A 13121-nucleotide genomic window follows, 5' to 3' on the forward strand; every position below is an offset into this window, starting at 1 on the left:
TTGAGCGTTCCTGCCATCAGCAGAAAACAGATTGGTCCGATCTTACTTCATCGTGGGAATGGAGAACTCGGCGCCATCCTTGAGGCCGGAGGGCCAGCGGGAGGTGACGGTCTTGGTGCGGGTGTAGAACTTGAACCCATCGGAACCATGCTGGTTCAGATCGCCGAAGCCGGACTTCTTCCAGCCGCCGAAGGTGTGATAGGCGAGCGGCACGGGGATCGGCACATTGATGCCGACCATGCCGATATTGATGCGCGAGGCGAAATCGCGCGCCGTGTCGCCGTCCCGGGTGAAGATCGCCGTGCCGTTGCCGTATTCGTGGCTCATCGGCAGGTCGAGCGCTTCCTCGTAATCCCTTGCGCGGACAACGGAAAGAACCGGGCCGAAGATTTCGGTCTTGTAGATCTCCATGTCCTTGGTGACATTGTCGAACAGGCAGCCGCCCATGAAGAAGCCGTCTTCATAGCCCTGCATGGAGAAACCGCGGCCGTCGACCACGAGTTTCGCGCCCTCCTTGACACCCTGCTCGACGAGTCCCTTGACGCGCCCCAGGGCTTCCCTGGTAACCAGCGGCCCGAAATCGACATCGTTGCCGGCCGTGTAGGGTCCGATCTTCAGGGCTTCGATCTTCGGGGTCAGCTTTTCGATCAATGCGTCGGCCGTGCTTTCTCCGACCGGAACCGCGACGGAAACCGCCATGCAGCGTTCACCGGCGGCGCCGTAACCCGCGCCGATCAACGCGTCGGCGGCCTGATCCATGTCGGCATCCGGCATGATGATCATGTGGTTCTTCGCGCCGCCGAAGCACTGCGCCCGTTTGCCGGAGGCCGTTGCGCGCGAGTAGACATATTGCGCGATCGGCGTGGAACCGACGAAGCCGACCGCCTGAATGGTTTCGTCGTCCAGAATGGCATCCACGGCACTCTTGTCACCGTTGACGACATTGAGGATGCCCGCGGGCAGACCGGCTTCGATCATCAGTTCGGCAAGCATGATCGGCACGGAGGGATCGCGCTCGGACGGTTTCAGGATGAAGCTGTTGCCAGAGGCAATCGCCGGGCAGAACTTCCACATCGGGATCATCGCCGGAAAGTTGAACGGCGTGATGCCGGCAACAACGCCCAGCGGCTGGCGCATGGAATACATGTCGATGCCCGGACCGGCCCCCTCGGAGAATTCCCCCTTGAGGAGATGCGGAGCACCGATGCAGAATTCCGCCACTTCCAGGCCGCGGATCACATCGCCCTTGGCGTCCGGGAGCGTCTTGCCGTGTTCACGCGAAAGCGCTTCGGCCAGCTTGTCCATGTCGCGGTTGAGCAGGTCGACGAATTTCATCATCACGCGGGCACGGCGCTGCGGATTGGTTGCCGCCCAGGCCGGCTGCGCGGCGGCGGCATTGGCAATGGCCGCATCCATTTCCGCCTGACTGGCGAGCGCGACCTGAGCCTGAACTTCGCCGGTGGCCGGATTGTAGACATCCGCGAAACGGCCGGATGTGCCATCCACATGCTTGCCGCCAATAAAGTGACCGATTTTCTGCATCTTGCGTTTCTCCCGTAAGCTCTGCCGCGCGCAGACCCTGTTTCTGCATCTTAATTCTCAGTCTTTTTGACTTTTATTTTTGCAATAAACAAGCTGCAGTTTTCCGTATCTGTTGTGCATATTTCATAGTTACGGTATAAAAGCGCCTGATTTGTTTTCGATTTTGCCGGGCTTTCATCCTGCAACCCAAGCCTTGGCCTCGCCCTTTGGGAATGCCTTCCCCTGGAGAGAAAACTTCCTGGATCACCGGGTCAAGCCTGGTGATGACGAACCCAAGCCGCAACAGGATCAGCTGATCATGAACTGGGATGATATCCGCATCTTTCTGGCGATCGCCCGCACAGGGCAAATCCTGGCGGCTGCACGGCGACTCGGCGTCAATCACGCCACCGCCGCCCGAAGGCTGACAGCCCTGGAGGAGAGCCTGGGCACACGGCTGTTTGACCGGTCCACGTCCGGATGCGTGCTGACCGAAAGCGGTGACCGCTTCTTTGAACGGGCAGAGCGGATGGAAGCGGAGGCGGTTGCCGCGCAGGCCGACCTTGACGGCGACACGCCCGGCATTACCGGCACCGTGCGCATCGGAGCGCCGGACGGGTTCGGCGTCGCCTATCTTGCGCCGCGCCTTGGAAAACTCACCGAAAAACATCCCGGGCTGACGATCCAGCTCGTTCCAATGCCCCGCTCCTTCTCGCTGTCACGGCGCGAAGCCGACATTGCGGTGACGGTCGACCGGCCGGAAACCGGGCGCCTCGTTGCAGGCAAACTGGTGGATTACGCGCTCGGTCTTTATGCCTCCAGAACCTATCTCGACCGGCGCGACGCCCCCGAAGCGGCGAGCGATTTTAGCGCGCACGATCTGATCGGCTACGTTGAGGACATTCTCTATTCGCCCTCGCTCAGCTACGGCACGGAAATAACGCGCGACTGGTCGGCCCGGTTCGAAATTGCCTCCGCTCTCGGTCAGACCGAGGCAGTGCGCGCAGGCGCGGGTATCGGCATCCTGCACGACTTTATCGCCCGCGGCGACCCCGGCCTTGTTGCGGTCCTGCCGGAAATCAAGATCCAGCGCGCCTACTGGATGGTGACCCATGAAAGCTCCCGTCCGCTGCGCCACGTGGCCGCCGTCCAGGAGTTTCTGCGCGATCAGGTCGCACACGATAAGGCGATGTTTGCCTGACGGGCGCTCAGTGCTTACGCACGAATGGAATGAGCGGCTCAGCGTTCACCGCCACCGAGCCGTCAGCGAAAGCCACTCACGTGTCCGGGCCTCCGGATCCCGGTTGCCGGTGACATCGGAAATGACGGCTGCCACGTCGGCGCCGTTTTCGAAAACGCCCGATACCCGTTCCAACGTCAGGCCACCAATGGCCACCAGAGGCAGTCCGCCGATCTGGCGTTTCCAGCCGCCGATCCTTTCCAGCCCCTGAGGTGCCCATTTCAGTTCCTTGGACCCAGTCGGATAGACCGGTCCGAGCGCGACATAATCGGGATCGACGGACAGCGCCGTTTCCAGTTCGTCGCCGTCATGGGTGGACACGCCGAGACGAAGACCGGCCTTGCGGATGGCCTTGACGTCCGCGTCGGCCAGATCCTCCTGACCCAGATGAACGAAATCGCAGCCTTCATAGATGGCGAGCCGCCAGTGGTCGTTGACGATCAGCCGGCAACCATGATCATCGCAGACCGCTTTCGACGCTGCGATTTCACGGCGCAGCCTGTCTTGCGGCATGTCCTTGATGCGCAGCTGAACCAGCTTGACGCCAAGCGGCACCAGCCGCGCGATCCAGTCGGAGCTGTCGACTATGGGATAGAAGGGATCGAGTTTCATGCTTGCACCGCCCTGCCGATAAAAGATGTTGCCGGACCTGCCATGTCGCCCGGCACGCCCGCTGTCAAGCCAGGCGCGCGGGTTCAGTGGCGTCTGCGAGGCCGTCGAGGAATTGCCGGACGTCGGCGAACGTTTCCAGCCGGTGGACCGTCAGATGAGCCGGCGGCGCACGAAAAATGGCCTCCAACTTGCGCCGGGCACTGTGGCGGCTCCGCCAGATGAAATAAAGGAACTCGAGGGTCTGCAGGTTGAATTGTTCCAGACAGCCGTCCGGGAGGTCCGGGCGGCTTTGGCCATAATATTTCAAGGATCGGCGCAATACGCGGACCAGACGCCGGCCAACGGGCATATCAAGCCAGATGAAGGTGTCGGCGCGGGCGACCCGCTCCGTGTAGGTGTTCGAATGTCCACCTTCGAATATCCAGCGGTCCTGGGCATGCACTTCATGGGTGAGCCTGTCCTTTTCCGCTTCCGAGCGTGCGACCCAACCTGGCCCGTAGTGGATCTTGTCCATGTGATGAACCGGCAGGCCGGTTTTCTTGCCAAGCGCACGCGCGAGCGTGCTTTTGCCGGATCCGGGGGCACCGACGATCATGACGCGTTTCATGAAAACCTATCCAAAAATGCACGAAAGGCTGGCCTTTATACCGACCCTTGCAAGAATGGAAAGACGGAAACGCACTGTTCAATGGACATTTTCGAGGAGAGGATCATATCTGATCTTCAGACGCGCATTCATATTCCGGGAGAGGCAGATGAGCTGGTTGAATACCCCCGACCCGATTGCCGGGAACGCCGCAAGCTGCGATCCGGTTGAAACCATCGTCGTCCCGCGGACCTCAGACCTCGGCGGTTTTTCGGTTCGCCGGGCCCTGCCCTCCGCGCGGCGCCGGATGGTCGGCCCGTTTATATTCTTCGATCAGGTGGGACCGGCCGAGCTGCTTGTCGGCGGCGGCATCGATGTGCGTCCGCATCCGCATATCGGTCTGGCGACGGTCACCTATCTGTTCGAGGGGGAAATGTATCACCGCGACAGCCTCGGCACCGAGATTGCCATCACGCCCGGTGCGCTGAACTGGATGAGCGCGGGCAAGGGCATTGTCCACTCCGAGCGCGAACGGGCGGAACGGCGGCTTGAAAAGCGGCCCCTGTTCGGCCTGCAAAGCTGGGTCGCACTGCCGAAGCATCTGGAGGAAGGCGCACCGGCCTTTCAGCATTTCGGCACGGACGAGCAACCGGAGTTTTCCGACAAGGGAGCTTCCGTGAAACTGATCGCCGGCGCGCTTTACGGGCACAAGGCTCCGGTGCAGACGGCGTCGGATATGTTTTATGCCGATGTTTCCCTGGAGCCCGGAGCCAAAATTCCGCTTGACGCGGGCTGGCAAGAGCGCGGCCTTTATACGGTCTCCGGCCAGATCAGCATCGCCGGTCAGAGCTTCGAACCTGCCCGGTTGCTGGTCTTCAAGCCGGGCGATCATCTGGTGGTCGAGAACAACGCGCTGGAACCGGCGCGTTTCGTCCTCCTCGGCGGCGAACCGATGGACGGACGGCGTTACATCTGGTGGAACTTCGTCTCGTCTTCCAAGGAGCGGATCGAACAAGCGAAGGAAGACTGGCGGCTCGGGCGTTTCGACACGGTACCGGGCGACGCGGAAGAGTTCATTCCCCTGCCGGACCGCTGATACCCACATCAATGAATTAGAACCTATTTGATGAGATTGGCATGAGCAGAACGAGCAGACTTGGCGAGGCGATCAACCGGGCGCATTGCCTGGGTTGTTGGACGCTGTGGAACCGACAAAGAGCATCAAGCTGGGGGCGGTCGCGTCGCGATTTGTCAACGAGGTCTGCCCGTTCCGACCAAGGTCCAAGCAGTCCCAAACCGTGCGCACGATCGATGTGTGGTCGAAAGGTTGGCCGCCCGGGGGCCTGATGGTCGAACCGGCGGCAATATAGGGTGAGACGACGATCGTCGGCACCCGCCCACCCAGGACATTGAACCCAAACCCGTCGGCTGCCGGATCGGATTTCTCCTTGGGCGGAGGAATGATCACAGGGCTGCCGCCGCCTGGCGGCGTCGATTGTCCGGGCGCCGGCACAGGCTGCCTGGGCAGCGGCACGCTATCGTAGATCCCGCCAGGCTCGTCGTAGGTGATGATCAGGAGCGTTTTGTCCCAATATGCGCTTTTCACCAGGGTGTTGTATATATCGGCCAGAAAAACTTCGCCATTCGCTGTGTCGATTGGCGGATGGCTCGAACTAATCGTCTGCGATCCGAACTTGGAACTGCCCGGATGATTGGAGTTGGGCGGATTGTGGTGACAAGCAGAATTGTTTGAATATCGTGGCTCAATGAAGCTGAATTTGGGGAGCGTTCCCCGCGCGATATCCTCCTTGAACGTAGGCGGAACCGCACCGAGCTTGTGGCGAAGAACGGGATCATGGGGATCGGGCGTCTTGTCGCCCCAATCGCTTTTGTCATAAGTCGCGACATTCTCATTCGAAGAGCTGCGCGCTTTGTCTCTTACAAAGGGAACGGTCATCATACTGATCGAATAGTCGTGGAAATAGACTTTCCAGTTTGGGGTCGTGGCCTCCGGATAGACAGTATCCAGCATCTCGAAAACCGACGGCATGTCGTACAATAAATCCGCTTCAGTGACGTAGACACAGTCGTCAATCAGGCTGAAATCGGGTTTTCCGTCGATAAGGTGTTTGATGACACCTGGCGCCGCTGTTTGGCTGAACGCGCGATTGGTGAAGGTTTGCGTCGGCACCGAGGCATGCCACTGGTCGCAAACCGCGAACTTGTTGGCGAGGAATGCGGTCACCGGCAGATCGGCCGGGGTCAGGTAGGTCATGATGTCGGGGATGAAGCTCGAGGTCGAGGAGCCCAAGACCTTTGCGTAATTGGCTGTAAAGCCCTGCATGTATGAAAAGGCTTCGGAAGCTGGCCAATCCGCATAGGGGTTCGTTTCAGGCACAGCACCCAACCCCAGGAACTGCTGGGCCATGTCACCGAAAATCTCGCCCGGGTCGTTGCCCGGCGCGGCGGTTGCGGGGGTCGCCACGCCGTTGATCGTCGTCGCGGTAGCCGGGGCAACCCTGATCGCATTTCCGTGCGCCGGGTCGGGATTACTCTCGTTTCCCGTCAAACCCACGAGATCGGCCTGACCGGGCGGTGCCTGATCGTAGGGCGGCTGAATGGACTTGTTGTACAGCCAGCCAAGAACGTTGTCGTAGGACCGGTTCTCAAGCATTACAACGATTATATTTTCAATTGGACCGGTTGTGCCGCGTGACATTTCACCCCCCCCCTTCAATTTTTCATTGAAAAATACTTTACTGCAATTTTTGGTAGCATCCAAATGTGCGGCGCGGTTCTCGTTATCGTCGTCGGAAGCGCGAAGAGCTGCGGGTTGGAAGAGACTTATGCATAAACGTGCGCCCTCGAAGGCGTCACCGGGTCTCAGGCTGTTCGACACTCCAGCCGCTTTCCAGCGGCGGCGCTTTTTCGAAACGGTCCGCGGGCCGGATCAGATCCGGTTCGCCGAAATTCAGGATGATGTTGAGCCGCTGGCCGGCCAGCGGATCGCCGGTCAGATTGGGATCCTCGGGAGCCACCGAAAGCCTGACGCCCCGGTGGATGGTCTCAAGCTTTTCAAATCCGGATATGGCTTGCCGGAAAGGGTCAGGCACCGTCCAGCCGTAGCGGGCGGTCAGGGCGTCGATCACCAGCCAGACGGCATCCAGCCCGATCTGTTTCTGCTTCGGGTCCTCGACAACCAGCTTCAGGCGCAGATAGTCGATCTTGTCTTGCGAAGGCCCGCGCAGCAGGAAAAACAGCGTCGTGGACCCGTAATCGACGCTAGGTGTGGTCAGTTGCACCAGGTCGGAAGCGCATTGCCAGCGGTCTTGCTGGAAGAGAGCCCTCTTCCAGCCGTGATTCTCCAGCCCGAGATCGTGGAGCTCCATGCAGAGCGCCGAAGGTTTGCCATGAAAACCGCGTTTCAGTTCCGCGCTGAGTTCGGGAGAAGGATTGAGCAGTTCGTTCCTCTCACGCTCACCCAGGGGCAAAAGCGGGTCACTGAAGCGCGGTCCGGCCACCCGGGCGTCCGTGCCTTGCTGCAGTTGCCAGATAATCCCTCCCGTGGCAGCCGCCAACAGCAAAATCGCCAGCGTGCCCCAGACATAGTAGTGGGTGACAAAGGGCGTTTCTCGGCCTGGATCACTCTTTCCGTCCGCTCTTGTGGACGTGCCGGGCGCGGCTGTCGGATCGCTCTCTTCCACTGCCCAATGCGGGGCCTTGGACCCGGAGCCGGATCTGCGGACAGGCCGCTGCGCATCCTCCGGGTTGCGGTCCCGCGCCGCCGCCCCAGAAAACCAATGCCTTAGCCTGTCGTTCCAACCTGCCATTCGGTCCGTTTCCACCGCGCCGCCTGTTGCCGGGGCAAGGTTCGGGATATATCAAACCAAAGTCTTGAAAACGCAACCCGACCTCTGTCAATTAGGCGGTGGCGGACGAGTTGGAAGACGGGCAGGCAGCGGCTTTGGAGCTGCCGAAACGGATGGAATGACATGCGGTTGGGAATTGACTGGGGCGGCACGAAAATCGAAATCATCGCGCTTTCGGACGCGGGAAAAGAGCTCTTCCGGCAGCGTGTGGACACGCCCAAGGGTGACTATGACGGCTGCCTTGCGGCCGTGAAGACGCTTGTCGGTGCCGCCGAACAGGCGACCGGGCAGACCGGCACGCTAGGCCTCGGCATTCCCGGATCCCTCTCGCCCAAAACCGGGCTGGTCAAGAACGCCAATTCGACCTGGATGAACGGGAAGCCGCTGGACCGGGATCTTGAAGACGTTCTCGGCCGTCCCGTGCGCATTCAGAACGATGCGAACTGCCTGGCTGTCTCCGAGGCGACAGACGGCGCGGGAGCCGGTGCGCATGTGGTGCACGCGATTATCGTCGGCACCGGCTGCGGATCGGGCATCGCTATCGACGGAAAGGCCCATCTGGGCGCGAACGGTATTGGCGGCGAATGGGGCGCCATCACCGTTCCCTGGCTGAAACCTGAGGAATTTCCCGGACCGGACAGCTGGATCGGCCACAAGGGCGTGATCGACCGCTGGTGCTCCGGCACCGGTTTTCAGCTCGACTATAAGGACAAGACCGGCTCCCTTCTCAAAGGCCACGAGATCATCGCGCTTAAACGCTCCGGCGATCCAGTGGCCAATGCGGTTTATGACGCCTATGTGAGCCGTCTTGCACGGGCGCTCGCCATGAGCGCCAATCTGCTGGACCCGGATGTCTTCGTGCTCGGCGGTGGCATGTCGAATATCGACGAGCTCTATGAGGACCTTGAACCGGCCATGCTGCCCTACATCTTTTCCGACACCTTCGAGACGCCGATCCGCAAGGCCGTTCACGGCGACAGCTCCGGTGTGCGCGGAGCTGCCTGGCTCTGGGGCTGACGGGCCTCGGCGAAGGGATCAGGGCGTTCGCGGTCGACCCAGGGTCACCAGCACGATCCCTACTCCGACGCTGGCAACTGCCGCCAGTTTTGCGATGTCGGGAACTTCCGCGAACACCAGGTATCCCAACCCGAGCCCCGTGACCGCCGCGACGGATCCGATCTGGCTCAGATAGACCGGACCGGCCGTTTTCTGCAGACGGAAATACAGACCGTACTGAAGTGTGAAGATCGCGATCTGCGCGGCAAGCAGCACGATGGCCCCGGTAGTCCAGGAAACAGGCGCAACAGGCGTGCCCATGGCCGCATTGAAGGCGGCAAGCCCGACAAACCCGGTTGCCATCATGCCCACGGCCAGATCGACCGGGCCGACGCCTTTGGGCCATTTCAGTGTCCGGTAGATGTTCCCGACAGCCAGAAATACCGGAATGGTGAGCGCGAAGAGCGACCACCACGATGCTTCCAGGGATAACTTCGACCCGGAACCGGCCAGCAGAACCGCGCCGCCAAGACCAGCCAGAACCCCTGCCCCGCGCATAAGCTGAAGGCGCTCCAGCCGCAGGAGAACGGCAAAGGCGTAGGTCAGGACCAGGGGAAAGGCATAACTGAGCGACACGAAACCCACGCCGACCTTTGAAGCGGCGACCACGGCGATCATGTTGGGCACGACGAAAAGAAGTCCGCTGAAACCGAGATAGAGAACAAGCTGCCGTCGACCCACCGGCTCGCTGGTCCGCTCAACCTTGCGGCCGGACATCCGGCTGAGGGCAAAAAGACCCGCCGCACCGCCCAATATGGCCCATTGCAGCAGCGCCAGAGGATGCCACCCCAGGCCGGGCGCGGCCTTGGCGATGATCGTGGAGAGCGCCAGAAAGCCTCCGACGACGAGCAAAAGGGCAAGCGGCTGGTCAAACAACCGCGCTGCGGTGATGCCGGCATGCAAAGACCCTGGGCTTACGGTTTCGTGCTGCTGCCCGGGTCCGGTGGTATCCGCCATTTGGATGTTCCTTTCTCTTCAGTTCTCGGCCTGCATCTGCCTTGGGGAAGAGATAGCAACTTTTATCTTTGTTTCAAGATACTTTATATCAAGATTCTTGAGTCTGACTGAATTTCTTTGTAAAGAGGGGCAGCATCACCTCGTCACGGTCACCGGAATGGCGAAATTTTTCCGGGGCTTGAACAGGTCACCTTCTCGCGCGCAGCCAGGATCTTTCGGGAACCAGAACATGACGATCAAATCCGGAGAGCCCCGGAAGCCTGCCCCTCACCTCTTCGGAGACCCTGCGGACCTGTTGCTGGACCGGGCAGAGCGTGCCCGCCGGCAGTGGGAGGAGGAAATGCCGGAACTTGCCGGCAAGCTGTTGCCGATGGTGCTGATCGGCCGGCTGAACGAGGCTGCCCATGTGATGAGCCGGGATTATCAGGCCCCCGCCTATGCCGACATCGGCCTGAAAACCGGCGAATTCGACGTGCTGGCAACACTCGTGCGCTCCGGTCCGCCCTACAAGCTGACGCCGACAGAACTCTACCGCACCACCATGATGAGTTCGGGTGGCATGACCGCACGCCTCGACAGGCTCGAAAAGGCAGGTTTCATTGAGCGCTGCCCGCATCCGGAAGACCGGCGCGCCCTCTCCGTTTGCCTGACCGCGAAGGGCCTCGGGCTGATCAAGGGAAAGGTACCCGGCTATGTAGAGACGCTGCATGCGGCGGTGGACGGCCTCACAAACGACGAGCAGTCCGAACTCGCACGCCTTCTCGAAAAACTGATCCGCTCGGCAGCAGAAAAAAAGACCCCTTGAATCACTCTGGTTTGACTTGCGTTCGAGGCTTTGGTGACCCAATTTGGCGCCAAGACAGCCGCTCTATGGCTGACCTGAAAGGAACGCCATGCTCAGATATCTTGCAACAATAGCCTTGTCTCTCATGCTCCTGGGGTCCGCCTCCGCGCAGGAAGAGCTTCAGATCCGGGACATCGAAAAAGGGACCGGCGAAGAGGCCAATGTCGGCGAAACGGTGGTGGTGCATTACACCGGCTGGCTGATGGACGGCACGAAGTTCGATTCAAGCGTCGATCGGGGCACGCCCTTCTCCTTCACCCTTGGCGAGCGGCGGGTCATTCCGGGCTGGGAAAAGGGCGTTGAAGGCATGCAGGTCGGCGGCAAGCGCGAGCTGATCATTCCGCCGGAAATGGCGTACGGCTCTCAAGGCGCGGGCGGCGTCATTCCACCCGATGCCACCTTGAAATTCGAGATCGAGCTGCTCGACGTGAAGGCGAAGAAATTCTCCGATATCGGCAACGACGAGCTGAAGGCGAAACTGGCCGCAGGCACCACCGTCATCGACATCCGCCGACCGGAAGAATGGAAACAGACCGGGGTGATCCCGGGCAGCCATCTGCTGACGTTTTTCGACCAGGGCGGCAACGTCAATCCGCAGTTCGGGACGGAGCTGCAAAAACTGATCTCAGGGCCTGCCGACGAGGTCGTCTTCATCTGCCGGACAGGCCGCAGAAGTCAGGCGCTGTCGGAATATCTCGCCGGTCAGGCGGGTTTCACGAATGTCGCCAATGTCGAGAAGGGTATCGTGTCCTGGATGAGTGACGGCGGCGATGTGAGCGCAGCACAGCTGCCGGAAAACTGCTGGCTTTGCTGATAGCCTGAAAGAAATCGGTTCTCGCGAGGCCTCAAGTCCCCGCCGCCAGCTCCAGGCTCATGCGGTTATGGTCCCTGATCACCGGCGCCATATCCATGGTGACGATGCGGCCATTTTCCACGATCACCCGCCCGTTGACGACTGTGGTTTTCGCCGTCTGAGGAGCGCAGAAGACCACGGCCGCCACCGGATCGTGCATGGCTCCCGCGAAATGGATCGTGTTAAGGTCAAGCGTGAAGAAATCCGCGCACTTGCCTGTTTCTAATGACCCTACGTCACTTCTGCCCAGAACAGCCGCACCGCCGAGCGTTGCCAGTTCAAGGGCTTCGCGGGCGGTCATCCATTCCTCTGCCCGCGACGGGTGCGAGAGTGGAGGAAGCGCGTTGCCTTGCGGGTCCACCACCGGCTTAAGGCCCAGATTGAGCCGCGCCAGAAGCATCGCCTGACGGACTTCCATCAGCATGTTGGAACCGTCGTTGCTGGCGGAGCCATCGACACCGAGGCCAACCTTCACCCCGGCGGCTATGTATTTCTTCACCGGCGCGATGCCGGAAGCCAGGCGCATGTTCGAGCACGGGCAATGGGCGGCGCCGCAGCCGGTTGCGGCAAAAAGGCGGATCTCGTCGTCATCCACGTGGATGGCATGGGCGAACCAGACATCCGGCCCGGTCCAGCCGAGTTCCTGCATCCATTCCACCGGACGCTTGCCGAAACGCTCCATCGTGTAGCGCTCCTCGTCCAGCGTTTCACACAGATGGGTATGAAGCATCACCCCCTTGTCGCGTGCCAGAAGCGCGCTATCGCGGAGCAGGTTTTCCGAAACGGAAAATGGCGAACAGGGCGCCAGGACGATACGTGTCATCGCGCCATGCGATGCGTCGTGATAGCGGTCGATCACGCGAATGCTGTCGTTGAGGATATGCTCCTCGTCTTCCACGCAAACATCCGGTGGGAGGCCGCCTTTGCTCTCGCCAAGAGACATGGACCCGCGGCTTGCGTGAAATCTCACACCGAGATCGCGGGCCGCCTCGATCTGGTAGTCGACCTTGTTTCCGCTCTGGAAAAGATAGGTGTGATCGAAGATGGTGGTGCAGCCGGACAGCGCCAGTTCCGCCAGGCCGATCAGGGTGCTGGCGCGCGAGGCCTCCGGATGGGTTTTCGCCCAGACCCGATAGTGCGCCTGCAGCCAGGGGAACAGATTGTTGTTTTGCGCCGCAGGCAGATTGCGGGTCAGCGTCTGGTTGAGATGGTGATGGGTGTTGACGAAGCCGGGCAAAACGATCTGCCCGGCGGCATCGATCACCCTGTCGGCGGTTTGCGGCAGTTCGCCGGACGGGCCGACCTGCCGGATGATGCCGTCCTCTGCGAAAAGTCCGCCACCGGTAATCTCCCGCCGCTCGCCGTCCATGGTGACAAGGATATCGGCATTCTTCAGAAGCAGGGTCTGCGGCATGGGCGGTCCTTGGCAGAGATGAATTTCAGGGCAGGCTAACCGGCCAGGCGCTTCGACGCCATTTTGGGAAAATCAGAGGCGGCTGATGCGGAATTGTCAAAATGCCATCCACCGTCGTTGCGGACAAGGGCCGCACAGATGCGCGTTGATCCGGATCGGCGGTCGACTT

Annotated in this window: 12 protein-coding genes; 5 read left to right on the forward strand and 7 right to left on the reverse strand. The window is 60.7% G+C overall.

Translation table 11 applies throughout. From position 1 onward, the window contains the following. Positions 1-42: 42 nt before the first annotated feature. Complete coding sequence (locus tag OA90_RS10070) at positions 43-1542, reverse strand: CoA-acylating methylmalonate-semialdehyde dehydrogenase (protein ID WP_068410197.1); 1500 nt, start codon at positions 1540-1542, stop codon at positions 43-45. A gap of 298 nt (positions 1543-1840) precedes the next feature. Here OA90_RS10070 and OA90_RS10075 point away from each other — a divergent pair, with 298 nt between their 5' ends. Beyond that, a complete protein-coding gene (locus OA90_RS10075) occupies positions 1841-2722 on the forward strand; it encodes a LysR family transcriptional regulator (protein WP_068410666.1) in 882 nt (293 codons plus the stop codon). 45 nt (positions 2723-2767) lie between these two features. Here OA90_RS10075 and OA90_RS10080 read toward each other — a convergent pair whose 3' ends face one another. Together OA90_RS10080 and OA90_RS10085 are read right to left on the reverse strand one after the other, a co-directional pair. After that, positions 2768-3373, reverse strand: a complete 606-nt coding sequence (locus OA90_RS10080) for a thiamine phosphate synthase (RefSeq protein WP_068410201.1) — start codon at positions 3371-3373, stop codon at positions 2768-2770. 64 nt (positions 3374-3437) lie between these two features. Continuing rightward, positions 3438-3980: an AAA family ATPase gene (locus OA90_RS10085; protein ID WP_068410204.1), complete on the reverse strand. Its 543-nt coding sequence runs from the start codon at positions 3978-3980 to the stop codon at positions 3438-3440. A 148-nt stretch (positions 3981-4128) separates the two neighbouring features. Between OA90_RS10085 and OA90_RS10090 the strand changes: the two genes are divergently transcribed. Next, a complete protein-coding gene (locus OA90_RS10090) occupies positions 4129-5055 on the forward strand; it encodes a pirin family protein (RefSeq protein ID WP_068410206.1) in 927 nt (308 codons plus the stop codon). 72 nt (positions 5056-5127) lie between these two features. Here the strand turns inward: OA90_RS10090 and OA90_RS10095 are convergent, their stop codons facing one another. Together OA90_RS10095 and OA90_RS10100 are read right to left on the reverse strand one after the other, a co-directional pair. Next, positions 5128-6858: an alkaline phosphatase family protein gene (locus tag OA90_RS10095; RefSeq protein ID WP_156510450.1), complete on the reverse strand. Its 1731-nt coding sequence runs from the start codon at positions 6856-6858 to the stop codon at positions 5128-5130. After that, positions 6833-7789: a DUF6030 family protein gene (locus tag OA90_RS10100; RefSeq protein ID WP_068410212.1), complete on the reverse strand. Its 957-nt coding sequence runs from the start codon at positions 7787-7789 to the stop codon at positions 6833-6835. The genes OA90_RS10095 and OA90_RS10100 overlap by 26 nt, the downstream gene beginning before the upstream one ends. Before the next feature lie 162 nt (positions 7790-7951). On the opposite strand from OA90_RS10100, the gene OA90_RS10105 reads away from it, so the two are divergent. Continuing rightward, complete coding sequence (locus OA90_RS10105; protein WP_068410215.1) at positions 7952-8845, forward strand: ROK family protein; 894 nt, start codon at positions 7952-7954, stop codon at positions 8843-8845. An 18-nt stretch (positions 8846-8863) separates the two neighbouring features. Here the strand turns inward: OA90_RS10105 and OA90_RS10110 are convergent, their stop codons facing one another. Continuing rightward, entirely contained in the window at positions 8864-9841 is a 978-nt protein-coding gene (locus tag OA90_RS10110) for a DMT family transporter (protein ID WP_082836956.1), read from the reverse strand. 229 nt (positions 9842-10070) lie between these two features. Between OA90_RS10110 and OA90_RS10115 the strand changes: the two genes are divergently transcribed. Next, a complete protein-coding gene (locus OA90_RS10115; RefSeq protein WP_156510451.1) occupies positions 10071-10646 on the forward strand; it encodes a MarR family transcriptional regulator in 576 nt (191 codons plus the stop codon). 88 nt (positions 10647-10734) lie between these two features. Then, on the forward strand, positions 10735-11499 hold the full coding sequence (locus tag OA90_RS10120; RefSeq protein ID WP_068410218.1) for an FKBP-type peptidyl-prolyl cis-trans isomerase: 765 nt from the start codon (positions 10735-10737) through the stop codon (positions 11497-11499). Positions 11500-11530: 31 nt separating this feature from the next. Here OA90_RS10120 and OA90_RS10125 read toward each other — a convergent pair whose 3' ends face one another. Continuing rightward, the gene (locus tag OA90_RS10125; protein ID WP_068410222.1) at positions 11531-12952 is read right to left on the reverse strand and encodes an 8-oxoguanine deaminase; all 1422 of its coding nucleotides are present in this window, start codon (positions 12950-12952) and stop codon (positions 11531-11533) included. Between the last annotated feature and the right edge of the window lie 169 nt (positions 12953-13121).

The organism is Labrenzia sp. OB1, from assembly GCF_001624695.1.
Taxonomy (GTDB): domain Bacteria; phylum Pseudomonadota; class Alphaproteobacteria; order Rhizobiales; family Stappiaceae; genus Roseibium.